Source organism: Flavobacterium daejeonense DSM 17708 (assembly GCF_000425425.1).
Classification (GTDB): Bacteria; Bacteroidota; Bacteroidia; order Flavobacteriales; family Flavobacteriaceae; genus Flavobacterium; species Flavobacterium daejeonense.
The window spans coordinates 97,655-118,487 of the sequence record NZ_AUDK01000006.1 but is presented as its reverse complement, the minus strand read 5'-3'; the positions used below and the strand labels follow the sequence as shown (position 1 = coordinate 118,487).

The window sequence follows — 20,833 nt, the reverse complement described above, 5'->3', positions numbered from 1 at the left end:
AATAGCTTTTTTAGAATAAATACATAAAACGACACCATCTAAAATGATATTGATAGATAACACAAAACAAATACTTCAAGATATAAAATACTTCGGTGGAACTATTTCATTAAAGGACGATAATCTAAAATTAAGTTTTCCTGATGATTTTAGCAATCCTGATTTATTGGAAAGAATTAAGATTAATAAATCTTCGTTAATTAATTTTTTAGTTAATGAAAGCCATATAAAACCAACACTTAAGCAAACTGGTTTCAGAGCTACTTCTGGACAAAAAGGGTTATGGGTTTTAAGCCAATTTGAAGAAGGGGCAAAAGCCTATCATATAACAACTGTTTTTGATTTAATAGGAGAGTTAAATCCAATTTTTTTAGAAAAGAGTTTTCAAATTTTAATGGATCGTCATGAAGTTCTTAGAACTACTTTTTATTCGGATGAAGAAGGAGAATTGTATCAACAAATTCATGAAAAAGGCGAGCTAAATTTAGCTTTTAGTTATTTTGAAGAATATAATTTTTCAAAGCAAGAAGAGTTATTAAATAAGCATGAAAATGCAATTTTTGATTTAGGAAAGGATTCTTTATTTAGGTGTATTTTAATTAAAGGTGAGGGAGAAAATAATATTCTAGGTCTTACATTGCATCACATAATTTGTGATGGCTGGAGTGTTGGCATTTTGATTAAAGAGCTGTTGCATATTTATGATCAACTAAGTAAAGAAGAAGATGTAGTTTTGCCTGAATTGAAAATTCAATATAAAGATTATGCTTGCTGGCAGACAAATCGAGTTTCTAAGATGGAGCTATCGCAGTACTATTGGAAAGATAAATTATCAGGGGAATTACCCATGTTAGATTTGTTAGGATATCAAACTCGTCCACCAGTGAAAACTTATGTTGGAAACCGAGTTTTATTATCGATAGACAAGTTGAAGGTTGAAAAATGGAAGGAAATTTGCAATAAAAATAGTGCCACATTGTTTATGGGGCTCTTGACCGGCTTAAATGCTGTTTTATCCCGATATACCTCACAACAAGATTTTATAATAGGAACAGCTACCGCAGGAAGAATTCACCAAGATGTAATAAATCAAATAGGTTTTTATGTAAATACACTGCCAATAAGGGCAAAAGTAACCTCTGAAAGTTCTTTTTTAGACTTGTTGTCAGAAGTCAGAGAAACGACCTTAGAAGCTTTTGAACATCAAGAATATCCTTTTAATGCGATTCTTGAAGATATAGATATAAGAAGGGATGCGAGTAGAAGTCCATTATTTGATTGTATGTTGGTCTTACAGAATAATGAAAAAATTAGTATTGAATCGAAGGGGTTAAAGGTCATTCAAAGAGATAATGTTTCTAAGACCAGTAAGTACGATATTTCTTTTGTTTTTACAGAAAATAAAGATGGGGAGTTAAATTTGGAATTGGAATATAATGCAGACTTATATCAACAAGATTTCATGAAACAATTAGGAACTCATTATATTAATTTGATGAATGGAATGGTTGTGAATGAGAATATACCAATTTGTAGTTTGGAATATTTATCTGTACAAGAAAAACATCAATTATTAGTTGAATTTAATAAAACTGAAGTTGATTATCCAAAGGATAAAACATTCATAAATTTAATTAATGAACAAGTATAGAAATATCCCAAAAATATTGTCCTTAAAAGATGATATTAAATTTTATTCCTATTTAGAGCTAAATAAACTATCTAGCCAAATAGCCGAAATTTTTTTATGAATTATGACAATGTAGATAAATATCCAGTAGCTGTTTTATTGAAAAGGTCAGCAAACTTAATAGCTATATTATCAGGTATATTAAAATCAAGTAGATAATATATTCCATTAGAGCCAACTTTTCCTAAAGAACGATTAAATTATATCCTTAAAAAAAGTCAGAGTAAAATACTCATTAGTGAAAAAAAATATGAATTAGATAATATTGAGGATACAAAAATTAAAATATTAGAAAATATATTGTTGAATATTAATGAATTAAGAGGTGTTGTTTCACAAACTATTTCTTCTGAAGTCAAGCCATCACGAAACATTAAAGCGAAATCTTATCTTTCTATAAATCAGGGGATATTCTTTTGAATGATTTTTAATTATGTTCCTTGAAATAGATTTCTTTTAATAATATTATTATATTAACAAGATTTTTCACTTTATTAAGTGAATTTTACTCATTTACTAAACTTAATTGATTATAAACAATAAACAAAAAAACAAGTTATTTATGAAAGCATTAATTATAGGTGGTGGACCAGCAGGATGTAGTTCTGCTTATTATTTAAAAAAATTAAATGTGTCCGATATAACAATAGTTGAGAAAGATAAAAATCTTGGAGGATGTTCTCATACAAAATTTTACGATACAATTCCCTATGAATTTGGTCCACAAATTTTATATACTGAAGATAAATCTTTGCAAAATGTTTTCGATGAATTTGTAACTAATTTTAAACCAAAAAAAGTTTACAAACCTTCATTATCAATAGATGGTGAATTAGAAGGTAATTCATTGCATTCTTTTCCACTTTCGTTTAGTAATATAATTAAATTGGAAAATTCTGAACAAATTATTGAAGAACTATATAAAGTAAATTTGAAAGAACCTAATTACAATAGTTTTGAAGATTATGTAAAATCAAGAATGGGTGATATTTTGTATCAGAAATTTGTAAAAAATTATAATATCAAACAGTGGAAAATTCATCCTAAAGATATGGATGCCGAGTGGGCAAAGTATAGGCCATTAACAATTCAACAGAATACAAAAGGTATGTTTAAAGGAGATTATCAAGGACATCCAGGTGATTATAATCCATTGTGGGAAGGTATGGCATCAGGTTGTAAGATTATTAAAGGAAAAGCCACTGTATGTAACGATTTTAAAAAAATTGAAATTGATGGTAAAGCTGCGGAATATGATTTGGTAATATCGACTTTGCCTTTGTCAAGTGAACTTGAATTCATCTCAACCGCATTAATTTATGTAGTTATAAAATGTGATCAATATGTGATGCCATCTTATGCAACATCATTTCCAAATAATTATAGTTTTGTAAGGATTATGGAATATAAGCAACAATTTGATGCTAATTCTAATTATTCCCTTTTAGATTTTCAGTTTCCATATAAAGGTGTGTTTGATTATCAAAAAGCTCTTGAGGAGGTTAGGTATTTTGTTAAAAATATTTTGAAAATGAGTATTATGGAGCATTGGTTGGTCATCAGAGAAAACACCTATCCTCTTTGTACTAAACGAAATCTTGATCTTGTAAAGGTTCAAATTGAAAAAGCAAGCGCATCAAAAGTTATCCCTATGGGTAGGGCTGGCGTTCACGCATATATTTCAAAGGATACTTGCATAAGAATGGCAAAGGTTATGTACGAAAATTTTGATGATGTTACATCTGCTGATAAAGAGAAAAAACAGAAAGTTTTGTATAAAATGAGAGAAAGGTTAAGTTGATTATGGAAACTAAAAACAATTTACCTATATGGGCAAGTATTGAAATTACAGATATTTGTAATCTAGAATGTCCCACCTGTCCCAGAACTGAAATTATAAAAAGAGGTGATACTTTGACTGGATATTTAACTACCGATAAGTTAGATATAATAAAATCGCAACTACCTGATTTGAAAGAAATAAAATTTCAAGGTTTAGGTGAGCCTTTTCTTACGCCAAAAGCTCATGAAAAATTTCATTACTTGAAAAAGCTTTATCCTAACACGCAAGTTTTGTCAATTACAAATGCAGCTTGGAAAGATAATGTTGAGGTGGAAAAAATTCTACAAAATGTAGATTATCTATATATATCAATCGATGGACATGATTATGAAACATTTGAAAAGTTCAGATTAAAAGCAAGTTTTGAGCAAATGGTGAGAAATGTAAAAAGAATAAAAAAACTAGCTCCTAAAAATTTAAAGATTTCAATAAATTCGACTTTTAATAATGATACTGCTGCGGATTTGTATAAATGCATCATTTTAGCAAAAGCTTTAGGTATTGATAATATTAGGTTTAATTTAATTCAAAATTGGATTACTGAATCGGAAACTGATGCATTGAAATCCAAGAGACGAGATTTTATTAATAATATAAGTTTAAGTAAATTAGAAACCGAAAGCTTAATAGCATCCGTAAGAAGGATGTCGGATTTAGCTAAGTTGTTAAATGTTAAAGCGCAAATTATTGGAAACTCAGATTTTAAGATTTCAGATTGTCATTGGGGAGATAAAATGATGTATATGACACAAAAAGGTGAAATTCTTCCTTGTGGAATGCGTTGTGATCCAAAATATAGTTTTGGAAATATTTTTAAAACCAATATTGAAGAAATTTGGAATTCCGATAAAATGGTTGATTTTCGTGAAATGAAAAAAAGCGACACGCCACCAAAAATTTGTATGGATTGTCCATATTTAGTTAATAGTAAAATTTTAAAGTTATTAAACGATACTACATCTGAGAATTTAAAAAGTGATTTCCTTTACCATAAATTATAAATTATGAACATACAGATTAACGATGTAAAAAAATCTAATATTGAATTCCATGACCAAATACTTGACAGTATCAATGAAGTCATTCTCTCAGGTGAGTATATTGATGGAAAAAATGTTAAAAAAATTGAAAACTCTTTTTCCAGTTTTTGTGGCGCTAAACATGGAATTGGTGTTAATTGTGGAACAGATGCATTGATATTTTCTTTAGATGCATTAAACTTGCCTAAAGGTTCTTGTATTTTAGTTACTTCATTAACTTTTCCAGCTACAATAATGGCAATTTATGCAGTAGGAATGATTCCTGTTTTTGTAGATATCGATGAAACTTTAAATATTTCGGTATTAGATATGAAAAAGAAGTTAAATGCAGACGTGAAAGCTGTTATTCTAGTACATTGGGCAGGGTTATTATGTAATGTTGACGAAATTTTATATATTTGTAAAGAAAATAATCTTTATGTCATTGAAGATGCTGCGCAAGCCCATGGAGCCTCATATAAAAACCAAAATGCTGGATCATTTGGGCATTTAGGTTGTTTTAGTTTTCATGCAACAAAAACAATTTCATCAATTGGAAATGGAGGAATAGTCGTAACAAATGATAATGAATTTGCTGAAAGTATACGACTTTTAAGGAATTTTGGACGCATAGATAGGGAGGAATTTATTACATGGGGAAGAAATTCTGTTTTGGATGAAGTTCAGGCAGCAGTTCTAAATATAAAATTTGAAAATTTAGAGAAGATAAATAATGACCGCATCTCTATTGCTAATAATTATAATGCGTCGCTTGCTGACCTTGTGAAAATACCTGTGGTGCCACAAGATTATAAACATGTGTATCATTTGTATTCGATACGAATTGAAAGAAATAGAGATAAGATAATGTCATATTTAAATGAAAATAATATTGGGGCAGTTCCTCATTACAGTATTCCATGCCATCAACAAAAATTTTTAAAAAAAAGCATAATTAAAAATTTAGATAATACTAATCTTTATTCTGAACAATTGCTCAGTTTACCAGTAACAGTAAGTTTGGAAGAGCAGGAATATGTTATCACAAAGTTAAAAAAAGCATTAAAAAAGTACAATTAATGAAAAATTTCATAGAAGAATTGGAATGGAGAGGTCTAATTCAAGATAAAACAAATCAAACTGATTTTAAGTATTTTAATGATTCTCTAATTGTTGGATATGCTGGTTTCGATCCTACATCTGATTCTTTGCATATTGGAAATTTAGTTCCAATAATGTTATTAACGCATTTACAGAGATGTGGACACAAACCCATTGCACTAATTGGTGGAGCAACTGGTAGGATAGGTGATCCTTCCGGTAAATCAAATGAAAGAATATTGTTGGATAGTAACATAATATCCACTAATATGAAATCAATTAAAGTACAACTATCTAAATTTCTAAGATTTGATGATTCAATAAGTGGGGCGTTGCTATTAGATAATTATTCTTGGATAAAAGAAAAGCTTTTTCTTGATTTTTTAAACGAAATAGGGACTAATATTTCAATTAATTATATGGTTTCAAAGGATTCAGTAAAAAATAGGATTGACCGAGAAGAAGGGGATGGAATTTCATATACTGAGTTTTGCTATCAACTATTTCAGGGATATGATTATTTATATCTAAATAGAAATTACAACTGTAGCCTTCAACTTGGAGGAAGTGATCAATGGGGGAATATTATAACTGGTCTAGATTTAATCAAAAAAATTGACAAGAAAAGTGTTCATGGAGTAACAGCACCTTTAGTGAAAAAAGCAGATGGTTCTAAATTTGGTAAAAGTGAAAAAGGTAATATTTGGCTTGATAGTAAAAAAACAACACACAAGGAGTTTTATAATTATTGGTATAGTTCAAGTGATGAGGAGGCCGAAAAATATATGAAAATATTTACGCTACTTGAAAAAGAAAAAATCGAAGATGTTCTTATGATTCATAAAAGTGATCCAGCCAAAAAAATACTACAGTTAACCCTTGCGAATTATGTAACCTCTTTTGTACATGGTGAAGCAGCGTTAAATTTTAAATAGAAAGCTTATTAGAATGAATCAACAACGATTAATCTATAAATTTCAAGAGAATAACTTCTAACAAATAAAAACCCGTTACGCATCTTGATTTAGTAATTTAAAAAGTCGTGGAAGCTGCTAAAAAGAAGTAAATAGTAGTTACCACACAAACAATTCTATGCACAACTTTACAGCAAATTAAGAGAAAATTTTAGAAATTTTGTATAACATCTCATTAGAAAATATTTTACAATAGCAAAGACGCAGTCCTAAGTTAAAAGATATAGAGGTTGTTAACCTTTGTCTTTCAGTCGAGTACGTAAGTAGTGATAGCGAAAATCATTTGTTTTGATTATTGCTTGATTTTTTAAAGTTGAATGTTAAACTTATTGTATATGACAGAGTGAAGTGTAAGTTTTTTCCTTATTTATAGAGTCTGAGACAATGTTTGTCAAACTGTTTTAATTAATTTGAAGATTGCTTTGTTGTGGACAGTATGTTATTAGAGATATGTAAATTATCACGTTCAACAGAGAGTAAGATTTGTAAAGAATTTTCTTTGGGTCATCCCAATAAAGGATATTTCGCAGTACAATCGAATCGCTATTGTGGGTATAATTTACATGACGTGTATTCTTTTAGAGGAGTAATTAAAAGCCTTGATATTAAACCAGATTCAGTACTTGCATACATTATATTAAAAGATACTAAAGATCAAGTTTAAAACTATATATTATTGGGTGATAGAGGGTATTTGTCATCAGAACAGCAGCTTAAGCTTTTTTAAAATTGCCAAATAAAGCTGGAAGTTCCAATGCGTAGAAATTAGCATAACTATAAAGCACAGCCTTATGTGTTTATAAAATCAATAATAAAAAATAGAAACATTTTTTTCAAAACTATGCGGCCAGTTTATGATACAAAGAAATTATTTAAAATCCTTTGAGGGATATAAAACGAGGACCCTAGTAAAAATAAGTGCTGTAATTTTAGTTCAGTAAATCAACAAATTTATCTTTGAAAGGAATATTAATAATATTAAAATCAGCATTATTTAAAATGCACAACGAGTAAATAAATAAAAAATATATGAACATAGGTTGTAATTTAAGTTTGTACAATGATAATAATAAATCAGATTTTTTATTATATGAGGATTTTTTAAAAATAGCAGTTAAGGTTGAGGATTTGGGTTTTGATTCTATTTGGACAGTGGAACATCACTTTTCAGGGCATTCTCCTGTTCCTAATGGAATTACATTATTGAGCTATCTCGCAGGAGCAACCAAGAAAATTATACTCGGGACATCAGTTATTGTTTTACCTTGGCATAATCCAATTAGAGTCATTGAGGAAATGTTCATGCTTGATATTTTGTCTAAAGGAAGAGTTATTTTTGGGTTTGGGAGAGGAACATCCAGACTGGAGTATGATGGATTTGGAATCAATATGGAGGAGTCAAGATTAAGATTTAAAGAAATTATTGAAATTATAAAAAAAAGTATTCTGAATGAAACTATTCAATATGAAGGGCTATATTACAAAATACCATTACTCTCCATAAGGCCTAGACCTTTTTCAATGAATCTTATCGATAAATTATATGCAGCTGCAGAAAGCCCTGAGTCTGTGGCAATAATGGCAGATTTGGGACTAGGATTATTTATGACACCTAAATTTGATAAGATAAAAGAGCAATCAGAGGTTGTTAAAAATTATAACCATTTGATGATTCAAAAGCATAATAATTTTTCAAGTCCAATTTTAAGAGCATATATATGTATTAATGAGAATCATGAAAAAGCAGTTGAAAACGCAAAAAAATATTCTGAAAAAATGTTTGATATTTTAGATATTCATTATCAATTTTCAAAAAATAATTTAAAAGGTGTGAAATCTTATGAATATTTTGCTAATTCAGTTGTTCCCTATGGTGATGATGTTGATCTTAAAAATAATGCACTGTCAAATTTCTCTAAAAATCATATAATTGGAAATCCTGAAGAATGTGTAAAGCAAATTAAGAAATTATATGATGCTACTCATATGGATCATTTGATACTTGATTTTTGCTATGCAGGCATGGACATTGAAGATTGTATAGAAAGTATGAAATTGTTTTCAGAGAAAGTTCTTCCGATTCTAAAAGATGAAGAAAAATTCTCTTAATTATAAATTTTGATTTTAAAATAGTTTTGAAATAAATTAATAAAAAACGCAATATGCATAGCTTTAAAGAAGAAGTACTAAAATCAGCACAAAAATATCCAGATTCAATAGCTATTCAAGATCAGTCAGAGGAAATAAATTATCGAGAGTTTAAAAAAAAAATCGATTTAGTATCAGGATTTTTAATCAAAAATAAAATAAAGAAAAATGATGCAGTGGTAGTATTTGGAGAAAGGTCCTCAGATCTAATAATAAGTATTTATTCTATTAATTTCATCGGAGCAATTTATGTTCCAATATCAATACAAACACCGATAGAGCGTATAAATAACATTATTAATGATTGCAACCCCAAAATTATACTTGCTGACAAAATAAAAAATACAGAAAAACTTGTGCCACTGAACAATAAAATAAAAATTGTTACTACGGAGATAATTCTCAGAAGCAAGAATGATTCTTTATTTCAATATCCAAAATTAACCAACAAAGAATTTTCGTATATTATATATACATCGGGGACAACTGGTTTGCCAAAAGGTATTTTGATTGATAATTGTTCACTGGTGTCAAAAATAAAATTACTTCAGAAATTATATCCACTAAGAAAAAATGACTGCTTCTTATTTAAGACTAATATTATGTTTGACGTGTCATTAACAGAAGTTTTTGGTTTTATTTTTAACGGTCGTACGTTAGTAGTGCTTCCTGAGAGCAACGAGAAAGATATTAATTATGTAATCGATCATATTAGGATTAATAAAGTTACGCATGTTAATTTTGTCCCAACAATATTTTCAGTATTTATTGAAACATTAGAGATGAATTTAAATACAAAGGAAAAATTAACTTTAAAATTTGTTTTTTTGGCGGGTGAAGAATTAGATGTTAATCTTATCAACAAAGCATTAGAATTAATGCCGAACACAAAGTTTGTAAATTTATATGGACCGACCGAATCAACAATATATGTAAGTGCTAATAATATAAAATCAAAAGTAGAAACTAAACTCGTGCCTATAGGAAGGCCTTTAAAAGGAAGTAAGTTTTATGTTATAAAGGATAATATGCTGCAGCCAATTGGTATTATAGGAGAATTATATATCGGAGGTGAAGGATTAGCAGTAAAGTATTTAAATAAAATAGACCTTACAAATGAGTTTTTTATTCAGAATCCGTTAGGGATTAAGGAGAGAGTATATAAAACAGGAGATTTGGTTCATTGGAATAATAATGGTGAATTGACATTTATTGGAAGAAAGGATAGTCAGGTAAAAATTAACGGTTATCGGGTTGAGCTTTCAGAAATAGAATTTGCTTTAAAACAGCATCCTTTGGTAAGAAAGGCAATTGTAATTTTCAATAAAGAAAAAAATATGATAATTGCTTATTATAACTCAGAAACTGAAATTTTAAGAAATGAATTAGAGCAACATCTGTCTAAAACACTAATGAAATATTCACTTCCACATTATTACATCTTACTAAAAACAATTCCGGTAACTAATTCTGGTAAAATTGATAAATCCATGTTGCCTTCTCCTTTTATAAAACCACGCAAGATAATAAATGTACCAAGCTCTAATTTAGAAAATATGATTAGGGAACTATGGTCAGAGGTTCTAGATATTGATGCGGAAACAATTGGTAACAATGACAGTTTCTTTCTATTAGGGGGGGATTCAATTAAGGCTACTAAATTTATATTAAAATTTAAAAAACTATATGAAGTAGATATCCCGTTTTTGGCGATAATTGAAAAAGAAACAATTACGAATCTTGCTGATTTTATTGATAAAAAAGACCACTAGTGTCCACTTAAAATAATTTGAAAACTAGTTAGTTAATACAAAATCCATTAACATTATTGTAATTTAGTTTCATAAGTGAATTTATTTAGAGGTGTTTTATAGAGTAACTATGCTGATAAAATTTATAGGATTTCATATACTAAACGGTTTGTTTGTAAGCTTTTTGAGACTATTGAATCTAAACAATAGGCTATAATTGCAAATTGATTTGAATGTGAAGGGCATTCTCTGTTGTTTCTCAAAAGGTCTTCACTTTTAGTTTTTTTTTTTTTTATTATTTACTTTTTGAATATACATTCATTTAAAATTTGCATTAGATTTTGCTCTCACTACAAAATAGGTATTAGTGTTTTAGTATTTGTAATTCTAAAAAGTCTGTCATAATCAACGTAAGCACGGTCAAAAATGTAGTATGTGAATGCTTCATAATCTGCATCCATTATATTAACATCTTAAATATTTGGCTCAGTGATGTGAAGAAACACACTGATTATTGGTTTAATATCAAAAAGAGTGTGTAATTTTATTTTTGCTTTTGTTTTTTTAAATGAACTCAATAAAACATACTCAAATATAAGTCTGTTGTAGAAGAATCAAGGTATAAATATTTCCTTTTATTTCAAAAGCATCATTGCGCTTTTTATCTTGAGTATTCATTATTAAGTGAAGAATTATCTAATCAAATATTTTAAAATTACGGTTTTCATTACTGATAGATTAATTGCTACCTACGGGTTACATTTTTTGCAAAACGCAAATGATAAGATTTTCATTGTTTCGTTTTTCAAATTATTTTCAGATTTCTCAAATTTTCTCTTGCTGAAAGTTGACCAAATAGCGTACATAATAATTTATAGCAATAAGTAAAATACTTATGTTATTTATTGCCTGAATATTTAGCTGTTACTCTATCAAAAAACTTTTAAAGGAAGAAAATCAATTAATTGGGAGAAAGTATATTTACCGTGATTCATATTCGTAATGTTGATTTACGAATATTTCGAATCGTCACGCTCAAAAACTACACTTAAATACAATTTTGCAATAATTCAGGAGAACTTTTTGTGTTCTTTAGTGGACACTAGTGAAAAAAGACAAAAAAATAAAAAATGGAAGAATTTATAGAAATCATTGAGGGTTACGTGAAAGAAGATAAAATTTCAGGTACAATTTGCGGAGTTTATAATGGCAATACTGAGTTATTTAACTTCTCGGCTGGATATCAGGATATTGATAGTGGAATTTGTATCAATGAAAATTCTATTTTTTCTCTTGCTTCTTTAAGTAAGCCTTTAACAAGCTTTGCGTTCCTCCTCCTTTGTGAAGAAAAAAATATTCCACTAGATTCAAATGTAAGTGCATATATACCAAAATTTAGTGATCTGAAGATTTTAAATGAAGATGGAAGTTTTTCAAAAATATATAGAGAAATAAATTTTATTGACTTATTAACTCATACTGCTGGTTTTAGTGATTTTGTGTATGTTGACAATTCGATTGATCAAATGTATATTGATCTGTATGTCAATGTAATGCAGTCAAATGAAGAAATTTATTTGAAAGGTTTTGTAGATAAAATTTTAGATTTACCATTGGTTTCCCAACCAGGTGAAAAATGGAGGTATAGTATTTCAATAGATATTATCGGTTTACTTATTGAGATTATTTCAGGATTAAGCCTAGATGAGTTTATGTCGAAAAAGTTTTTTTTACCTCTTAAGATGAATAATACTTACTTTGATTTAACAAAGGCAGATCCAAACTTACTATGCAAAGTATATTTTATAGATACCCAAGAAGGAAAGTTAAGTGGGAAATCTCAAGTTTTACCAAGAGAATCTCCAAAATTATATTCAGGAGGCAATGGTATATACTCTACATTTTCAGATTATAGAAATTTTTCAAAATTACTACTGAATGATGGAGTATTTGAAGGAAAAAGAGTTTGTTCAGAAAATGTGATAAATTTATTCAAAAAAAATTACTTAACTGATAAACACTTGCCATACAAAATTCATAGCTATAATCCTATTGTCGACTATGGATTTGGTTTGGGAGTTCGAGTTAAAATTAGTAAAGGTAGTGAAGAAAAAATATCAGAATATGGATGGTTCAATTCGCTTAATTCTTCATTTTGGATTAATGATAAAGATAAGACAATGGGCCTAATCATGAGTAATTACTCGCCTCCTGCCTATTACAATATAAGCAATATTTTTAAGATCTATTGTGATGAAAATTTCTAATAATATTTTTACGTTTTAACAGGAAAAAAAAATACTAAAATATTTTTTTTATTAAGTAAAATATTATATATTTGGACATCACTAGTGATTTAAGAGATGGCGGTAACCGAAAAGCCTGAATAGAGTAGGTAAAAATTAATAATTTATATTTTATGGATTTTTTAGAAAATTTAAAAAAAGCAGATTTGTCGAATGATGAAAAAGTTTTTACAGAAGTAGTTGGATCTTTAAAAATTTATGAACTTGAAGAATTGAGTATTTCTTCAATCAGTTCGTTGAAAAATGGGGCTTTAAAGGATTTGCTGAATGACGCTTTAACGGATCGTTTAAGGTTTCATATTGGAGGTTCTTATACTACTGCGCCAGACAAAATATAAGATAAGCTAATGGATTTAACCAGAAAAAATTTTCTGGTTAAATTTTAATTGCTTATTTATCTATAATAATCGGAAATATCGTAAAATTCAATGAAGATTAATACATTTATTTTTAAGGTAGCTAGTTTGTGTAATTTGAATTGTAAGTATTGCTATGTTTATAATAAAGGAGACAGTAGTTTTAAAAAACAACCTAAACATATGTCTGCTTTTACTTTTGAATTAGCATTAAACAAAATTATTGCTTATGCTGAAGAAAATAATATAAGCACTGTAAATATTAATTTTCATGGTGGAGAACCATTATTAATGGGGTATGATAGAGCTGAAAAGTTTTTAGATATACTGAGAAAAACTTTTAGTAATTCGAGAGTAAATTACTCGTCAACAATTCAGACAAATGGACTTTTACTCGACGAAAAATTTATAAATCTTTTTATTGATAAAAATATTGGGATTTATATTAGTTCTGATGGGACTTCTGAAATGAACGATAGGTATAGAGTTGATTTTTCAGATATTGGTATAGGAATGAGACTGGAGAATAAGTTAGATCTAATTTCTACGACACCTTTAAATAAAAATTTCAGAGGCTTTTTATGCGTAATTGACCTTCAAAATGATCCAGAAGAAATATATTTTTATTTTAAAAGGTATAATCCTTTTTTAGTTGATTTTTTGCTGCCTCTTAACAACTATAAATCTCCTCCAGCAGAAGAAATAAAGTTCTATGGCGAATGGCTAATAAAATTATTTAATGTATATATGAATGATATTTCAAATAATTTTCGTATTCGCTACTTTGACGACATTATATTAAAAATTTTAAAAAAAAGTGCTTCCCATACTAAGGAGTTACTTATTCCGATAATAATTGAAACCAACGGTCAAATTGAATTAGACGATACTTTAAAAGTAGCAAATGGTGCTGCTTTAAACATGAATATTCAAGAGGAATCTATTAATTCTTTATTAAAGAATGAAAGGTTTAATTTGATAGAAAAAGAGATGACTAATTTGCCAAATGCATGTCAGGCGTGTCCAGTAAATGATATTTGTCATGGAGGGCATATCAGTCACAGATATTCAGATAATAATAACTTTGATAATCCCAGTATTTTCTGTGAAGCATTATATATGCTGATAGAACACGTTAGTGTTCATTTAGAGCAAGTTATTGCTGCTAGTAAAAAAAGTAGTAGTGAAAATTTAGTCTAAAATATTGCTTTCAATGGATTGTGATTTGTCTTAAAAATTCAAGATTTTATCAATCTTGAAAAAGAGTTTTATAAGCAACAATTTATCATCTTAAATTTTTTAAATTACGAAATGAAAAATAAATCTTTCAGATTATGGGATGATGAGTATTGGAGTAGTTCACAAAGGTCAAGATCAAAAGGAAGGGTGGATATTTTTTACCCCGATGAAAAGGCCATGAAATCACAAATCCACCTAGTAATATTTCCTGGAGGAGGTTATGGGACGATTTCTCTAGAAGAGGGCATAAAAACAGCAAATTTTTTTTCAAACCAGGGTATCTATTGTTATGTAGTGTACTATCGTGTCTTACCTGAATTTTACCCAGCCCCCTTAATGGATGCATGTCGCGCAATGTTTTTAATAAAGCAATTTGTACTAGATAATTTTGAGAATGAAAGATCAAAAATAGTTACTTTAGGATATAGTGCGGGAGGGCATTTGTCTGGGTTGCTTTCAGTGTTAAAAAAATTCCCAGATTCGCCTATAGGTAATTATTTCTTAAATTACGATAGTTTTAGGCCAGATGCATTCATTTTGATTTACCCTATATTGTCAATGATTAAGGAATATCATATGACGTCTTTAAAAAATTTCTTAACGAGCATAGATGATTTAGATTTAAGAAACTCACTAAGCATAGAGAAAAATTTACATTCAGGAATCGCCCCATGCTTTATTGTTCAAGCAATTGATGATCGAGTGTCATCATTAAAAGTGTTAAATAAATTTATCAAAGAAGCTAAAAAATACAACATTAATTCTACTGTATTACTCTCATCTCACGGAGGTCATGGATTTAATATTGGTGATACATCTAAAGAGTTTCTATTACATGAGTGGCCAAAAATAGTATTGAATTGGTTGAACTCGCTTTAAATTAATGTAATTCATAGATAAAAAAAAATAAAATATGATGAACGAAGAAAAAATTGTTGTAGAGTATAATGTTGATAGTATGTTTTTAGCAACAATAAGATTCAGTTTAATAATTAGCAGTATATTATTTATCATAAAAAATAATTTAAAATCCTTAAATTCAAATGATGAAGAATTTTTTTCGGACGAGGTAGCTCAGCTGATAGAAAAAAATGCCAATGAGTTTTTTGCTTTCTATGATAAAACAATTACCTCAGAGATACTATCCGATTCATACCTATTTGAGATAGTAAAAAGAATTCCATTACTCACTTCAAGTAAGGCAATATTGCTTATTAGTAAAATTAAAAATTTAGAGCAAGACGGAATTCTGAAATTAAATGCATCAGAGATGAAAATTACTTATTTAATATTGCATTTATCATGTACCTCTTTCAGTTTAAATATAGATGATTTACATCGAAGTCATTTTAAGGCGAACGAGGACTATATAAATAATAGAAAGATAATTTTTATTTCAATGAAATATTTCATGGAAAGTATCTATAGTTTTATGGTTGATGATAAATCATTTATTGATTTTATTAAAAAAATAAAAGAAATTGATTAACAAGTTAAAATAAGTGCAGAAAGTTAATTACTTGATATAACAATATTATAAGTGAATTTTACTGAAAAATCAAAATTTATACAATATACAAGTAAGTATATTGAATCACTAACGGTCGTAGATAGACAAATAGTTGATTGCTTAAATAATGCAGGAGTTGCGGGGGATACAATAATTTATGATCAAAACAATAAGCACAATCTTACAATAAAAAAGCATTTAGAATTCATATATTTCAATTTTTCAATTAAATATTCATCAAACAAATCATTTATTTTATTTGAAGAATTTCTTTTTCAATTTTGGTACTTTAAAGGTATTTATGATACTAATGGCTTGAAGCTGGAAACTAAGTTTAATATCTGTTTTTTGGAATTTTTAATTTCAGAATTAGATGATAAAAATATGACTAAGTTAATTAAAAAAGAATTGTTCCCCCTAATATTTAGCTTTGTATATATACCGAAAAAAGATTCAATTTTTAAAAACTTTTACTACAACGTTAATAAGGATCAAATTCGTGCCTTTTATAACGATATATTTAATGAGACTGAAAGATATTATCCTTTTGGCTTTAATTCTAGATTGACTATTGAAAATAAGGTATTCATTGAAACACTCTATAAACAATCGGGGCTTTACGATAGTCAGATTAGAGCAATTATCTTATGGTTAAAGGAGGCTGCTTTTCTTACAACAAATGAAAAGTTCAAAAAGTTAATTAACTATTTAGTTGAATTTTATGTTACTGGGGATGTAGATTATTTTTTTTTATACATTGAAGAATGGATTGAATCAGAAGAAAAGATAGGCTTTCTGAATGGTTTTATAGAAAATTATTCAGATTTTTTTAACGTAAAGTGCACTTGGGAATCAATTGTTTATGTTGTGAATGATGAGGAAGTTTTAAGAAGTAATATAATTAGGAATAATATTACTTTTTTTCTTGAGAAAGATTTTCTTTTCAAATACTCAAATTTTGATGAATTGAATAAAGCAAAATTATGTCCATGTGATATTATTTCATTTTATGGAGATTGCTTAAGATTTATATCAACAGGTAAAAATTTGCCGAATCAAGAAAATTTAAAAAATAAATTTGGATCTAAATCCTTAATTTATGTAAATGTTATTAAGAGTTATCTGAGATCAGGATTTGTGATAGATATTTATAATGAATTTTGTAATGATAAGAAACAAATAAAATTATTGAGTTACTACGACTATAATTCAGAATTGGTTCACGTTTATTTTCATGAATACTTAGGGCATGGGACGTCACAATTTGAACAAAAAGGAAAAAAATCACTTCTTGAGTTTAAGTCGATTTTAGAAGAAACAAGAGCGGATTTAGCCTCCTTATATTTTCTTTTGGATGATAGTACAATTAAATTAAAGTTGCTTAAGAGCAAAGAAATGGGGCATTCGAAAGTTTTAATTTATTTGTTAGATGGACTCATAGTACAACTGAGGAAAGTAGGCAAAATTAATAATTTGGTAAGTGAGCATATGATAGCAAAACAGTTAATAGCAAACTGGTGTTACTATAAATATGAAAATTTAATAGAAAAAACTGTTATTAACGGTAAGGTTTACTTTAAAATAGATAGCTATCAAAAATTGCAGGTTGCCATTAAAGATCTTTTTGTGTTGGTCGAAAGAATAATGGCATTTTCTAGTTATGAAGAAGCAAAATTGCTTGTTGATACGTATGGTTCAAAAATAGATAAAGCATTGTACAAGGAGGTTAAAAGGCGTCTAAAACGGGATGTGAATTTTTCGTTGATTCCTGTTAATGGAGATATAAATAATGAGAATTTAATAGCCCAACAATTATTTATAAGTCAGAATTTCCCTAAAACTAAATAATTAAAAATGCAACCTAAATACATAAATAAAATAAATATGCTTTGTTTTTCATTTGCTGGTGGTAATAAATATTCTTTTCAAAAAATAGCGAAGAACATTGATAATTTTATTGTTTTAGATTATCCAGGTAGAGGTATGAGAATGAAAGAAAATATAATAATTGATATTGATTTACTCATCGAAGATTTACTTCCAAAAATTAAAAAGGAAATAATTGTTACAGAAGATTATATAATCTATGGTCACAGTATGGGAGCTTTAATTGGATATTTAATCTGTCAAAAAATAGAAGAATTAGGACTTAAAAAACCACAAAAATTAGTGGTAAGTGGTAAGAAATCTCCCTCTATAGGAAGGGAAGTAAAAATAGCTCATTTACCAGATGAAGAATTCTGGGAGGAAGTTATAAAATTAGGTGGTATTCCAGTTGAATTACAAAACCATCCTGAATTAATCGAATTTTACATCCCAATTCTAAAGGCAGATTTTACCGCTATAGAGAATTATCAATATGTAAAGAAAGTAAAATTAACAATCCCCATTGATGTTTTCTATGGTTCAGAAGAAGCGACAGAAGAAGAAATGCAAGATTGGAAAGATGAAACAACAGCTGAAGTTACCTTAACCAAAATGGAAGGCAATCATTTTTTTATTTACAGACATATTGATTTTTTTAGGAATTTGTTTAAAAAAAGTTTTAAAAATTATAATGAATGCAAAGATTTAATATTAAAAGATAGTATTTGAAAACAGCCCGTATCTTTTATTCAAAATTAAAAAAAGAACTTCCAAAGTATTTGTATCAAGACTATTTAAGTAAATTGCCTTTGGAATTGCAAGAAAAAAATCAAAGATTTATAAGATGGCAAGATCGACATGCCAATCTGTTTGGAAAGCTTTTACTACTTGAAGCATTAAATAAAAATGGATATGATACTTTTTCTTTAAGTGATTTAAAATACACTAGTTATAAACGTCCCTACTTCGAACAAGGTTTTGATTTTAACATTTCACATGCTGGCGAATATGTAATTTGTGCTTTTTCCAAAGATGTAAACCTTGGAGTGGATATCGAAAAGATATCTAATATCAATTTTGATCATTTTAGTAAAATCATGACACCTAATCAGTGGAGTAGTATTCATGCCTCAACCAACCCAACCACAACTTTTTTTGATTATTGGACTATGAAAGAAAGTATTATTAAAGCCGATGGACGAGGACTGTCAATTCCTTTGCTTCAGATTCAGGAAAAACATAGGGAGGTTTGTTATGAAAATAAACAATGGTATATACAACATATTGAAATAAACGAAGCCTATAGCACATGTTTAGCTACAAATGTTTCAGATGTTCAAATCTCAAAATGTTATGTCGATTTTTATGAGAATAAATTTAATATTATTTAATACTTTAGAATGATTTCAGCAAAAAATATAGTTATGCAATACCCTATACCCAAAAGGTATATAGAATATATTACAAAACCTTTTAGTACTAATTATTTTAAAGCTTTAAAAGGTGTAGATATAGAAATTAGACCAGGAGATCGTATTGCTTTTTTAGGTGCCAATGGAGCAGGAAAAACAACATTTTTAAAAATTGTTGGAGGTTTACTTTATCCTTCATCAGGAACACTCATGGTAGATACATATGATACTTCTAAAGACAATTTAAAAGCGAGAAAACATGTTGGATTCGTTTTAAATGAAGAACGAAGTTTTTATTGGAGGTTGACAGGAAAAGAAAATTTGTTGTTTTTTGGAGCGTTGGATAATTTACAAGGAAAAGAGCTGTATGTAAAAGTAGAAGAATTAATAAAGATGGTTGGATTAGAGTCATCTAAGAATAAGATTTTTGCAGGATATTCTTCAGGTATGAAACAAAGATTGGCAATAGCCAGAGGCTTATTATCAAACCCGGATATTTTAATTTTGGATGAGCCTACGAGAACATTGGATCCTATTTCAGCCAAAGACATAGCAACTATTATTTCAGAGCGGGTACATGAAAGTAAAGAACGCACCTTATTAATCGCTACACACAGTTTGGCTGAAGCTAAAATTTTATGTGATAAAATATGCTTCATGAAAGATGGGCAAATAATTGATTTTTGTAGTATAAAAGAAACAGAAGTGAAATTTAATTCTCTAGAGAATTATTATAAAATCATGACGAACATTAAAAATAAACAATACCATTTAGCCCAAGTAAAATGATGAGATTATATAAACTACAAGCATTTATAAAAAGAGATTTTACCATTTTTTTAAGTTATAAAATGGCATTGATAACAACGACTTTTGGAACTGTTTTTCCTCTTTTGACCTATTTTTTTATTGCAAAAATGGTTCCATCTAAAACAGAAGCGAGTCTTGCTTTATATGGTGGTGATTATTTTTCATTTACATTAATTGGAATTGCATTTACAACTTATTTTATGATGGCGGTTCAAGAATTTTCAGCAACAACTCGAAGAGATCAAATGGCAGGTTGTTTGGAGGCTTTATTGAGTTCTCAAACAGATACCAAAACGATTATATTTATGTCAGCCATTTTTAAATTTATTCACAATGGTACCGTATTGGTATTTATGTTTATCGTTTCGGCTTTATTTTTGGGTTTTGATATGTCTAATATTAATGTTTTATCCACATTATTGACTTTAATTTTGTCGCTTGGCGTCTTTATTAGCTTAGGGATTTTTTCAGCTGGAGGCACCATTATTTTTAAACAAGGGGAGCCTTTTAGTATTGTTTTTGGTGCTTTGAGTTCTTTGTTGGGAGGGGCTGTGTTTCCAGTAGCAATATTACCTGATGGACTTCAAAAACTTTCCTATCTTGTTCCAATTAAATATTCTTTGGATGCTTTAAGATTGTCAATTTTAAAAGGGTATTCAATTCAAATGTTATCCAATCAATTAATTATTTTGTTTTGTATAGCTATAGTTTTATTTCCTTTAAGTTTGAAATTTTTTGAATGGGCAGTCGAGAAAGGGAAAAAGTCAGGAACATTGATGCAATATTAGTAGCAAAAATCAATCATAAA

Annotated in this window: 17 protein-coding genes and 1 pseudogene; all 18 read left to right on the top strand. The window is 28.4% G+C overall.

The genetic code is table 11. The annotated features are described in order from the left end of the window. Positions 1–49 precede the first annotated feature (49 nt). The 18 genes and pseudogenes from H599_RS0107205 to H599_RS0107115 all read left to right on the top strand — a co-directional run bounded on the left by H599_RS0107205 (position 50) and on the right by H599_RS0107115 (position 20,813). The gene (locus H599_RS0107205; protein WP_162174251.1) at positions 50–1,651 is read left to right on the top strand and encodes a condensation domain-containing protein; all 1,602 of its coding nucleotides are present in this window, start codon (positions 50–52) and stop codon (positions 1,649–1,651) included. A gap of 601 nt (positions 1,652–2,252) precedes the next feature. Beyond that, positions 2,253–3,491 carry an FAD-dependent oxidoreductase gene (locus tag H599_RS0107200; protein WP_155960757.1) on the top strand — a complete coding sequence of 413 codons (1,239 nt, stop codon included), beginning with the start codon at positions 2,253–2,255 and terminating at the stop codon, positions 3,489–3,491. Between the two features lie 2 nt (positions 3,492–3,493). Continuing rightward, positions 3,494–4,534: a radical SAM/SPASM domain-containing protein gene (locus H599_RS0107195; RefSeq protein ID WP_026713509.1), complete on the top strand. Its 1,041-nt coding sequence runs from the start codon at positions 3,494–3,496 to the stop codon at positions 4,532–4,534. A 3-nt stretch (positions 4,535–4,537) separates the two neighbouring features. After that, positions 4,538–5,632: a DegT/DnrJ/EryC1/StrS family aminotransferase gene (locus H599_RS0107190; RefSeq protein WP_026713508.1), complete on the top strand. Its 1,095-nt coding sequence runs from the start codon at positions 4,538–4,540 to the stop codon at positions 5,630–5,632. Beyond that, the gene (gene tyrS, locus H599_RS19340) at positions 5,632–6,588 is read left to right on the top strand and encodes a tyrosine--tRNA ligase (protein WP_051590671.1); all 957 of its coding nucleotides are present in this window, start codon (positions 5,632–5,634) and stop codon (positions 6,586–6,588) included. Before H599_RS0107190 ends, tyrS begins: the two co-directional genes overlap by 1 nt. Positions 6,589–6,775: 187 nt before the next feature. After that, positions 6,776–7,568: pseudogene (locus H599_RS21470) on the top strand (IS982 family transposase). An 88-nt stretch (positions 7,569–7,656) separates the two neighbouring features. After that, on the top strand, positions 7,657–8,736 hold the full coding sequence (locus H599_RS0107175; protein WP_026713506.1) for an LLM class flavin-dependent oxidoreductase: 1,080 nt from the start codon (positions 7,657–7,659) through the stop codon (positions 8,734–8,736). A 53-nt stretch (positions 8,737–8,789) separates the two neighbouring features. Further along, on the top strand, positions 8,790–10,547 hold the full coding sequence (locus H599_RS0107170) for a non-ribosomal peptide synthetase (RefSeq protein ID WP_026713505.1): 1,758 nt from the start codon (positions 8,790–8,792) through the stop codon (positions 10,545–10,547). Positions 10,548–11,656: 1,109 nt separating this feature from the next. Further along, positions 11,657–12,793: a serine hydrolase domain-containing protein gene (locus H599_RS0107160; protein ID WP_026713504.1), complete on the top strand. Its 1,137-nt coding sequence runs from the start codon at positions 11,657–11,659 to the stop codon at positions 12,791–12,793. A gap of 152 nt (positions 12,794–12,945) precedes the next feature. Further along, the gene (locus tag H599_RS0107155; protein ID WP_026713503.1) at positions 12,946–13,170 is read left to right on the top strand and encodes a hypothetical protein; all 225 of its coding nucleotides are present in this window, start codon (positions 12,946–12,948) and stop codon (positions 13,168–13,170) included. Between the two features lie 90 nt (positions 13,171–13,260). After that, positions 13,261–14,388, top strand: coding sequence for a radical SAM protein (locus tag H599_RS0107150; RefSeq protein WP_026713502.1), 1,128 nt, complete (start codon positions 13,261–13,263; stop codon positions 14,386–14,388). A 111-nt stretch (positions 14,389–14,499) separates the two neighbouring features. Continuing rightward, the gene (locus H599_RS0107145) at positions 14,500–15,306 is read left to right on the top strand and encodes an alpha/beta hydrolase (protein WP_026713501.1); all 807 of its coding nucleotides are present in this window, start codon (positions 14,500–14,502) and stop codon (positions 15,304–15,306) included. Positions 15,307–15,340: 34 nt separating this feature from the next. Next, complete coding sequence (locus H599_RS0107140; protein ID WP_026713500.1) at positions 15,341–15,916, top strand: hypothetical protein; 576 nt, start codon at positions 15,341–15,343, stop codon at positions 15,914–15,916. Between the two features lie 51 nt (positions 15,917–15,967). Further along, the gene (locus H599_RS0107135) at positions 15,968–17,785 is read left to right on the top strand and encodes a dipeptidyl-peptidase 3 family protein (protein ID WP_026713499.1); all 1,818 of its coding nucleotides are present in this window, start codon (positions 15,968–15,970) and stop codon (positions 17,783–17,785) included. A 6-nt stretch (positions 17,786–17,791) separates the two neighbouring features. Then, positions 17,792–18,532 carry a thioesterase II family protein gene (locus H599_RS19330; RefSeq protein WP_051590670.1) on the top strand — a complete coding sequence of 247 codons (741 nt, stop codon included), beginning with the start codon at positions 17,792–17,794 and terminating at the stop codon, positions 18,530–18,532. Beyond that, positions 18,529–19,194: a 4'-phosphopantetheinyl transferase family protein gene (locus H599_RS0107125; RefSeq protein ID WP_026713498.1), complete on the top strand. Its 666-nt coding sequence runs from the start codon at positions 18,529–18,531 to the stop codon at positions 19,192–19,194. Before H599_RS19330 ends, H599_RS0107125 begins: the two co-directional genes overlap by 4 nt. Before the next feature lie 9 nt (positions 19,195–19,203). Then, complete coding sequence (locus H599_RS19325) at positions 19,204–20,004, top strand: ABC transporter ATP-binding protein (protein WP_051590669.1); 801 nt, start codon at positions 19,204–19,206, stop codon at positions 20,002–20,004. Then, positions 20,004–20,813, top strand: a complete 810-nt coding sequence (locus H599_RS0107115) for an ABC transporter permease (RefSeq protein ID WP_026713497.1) — start codon at positions 20,004–20,006, stop codon at positions 20,811–20,813. The genes H599_RS19325 and H599_RS0107115 overlap by 1 nt, the downstream gene beginning before the upstream one ends. Positions 20,814–20,833 lie beyond the last annotated feature (20 nt).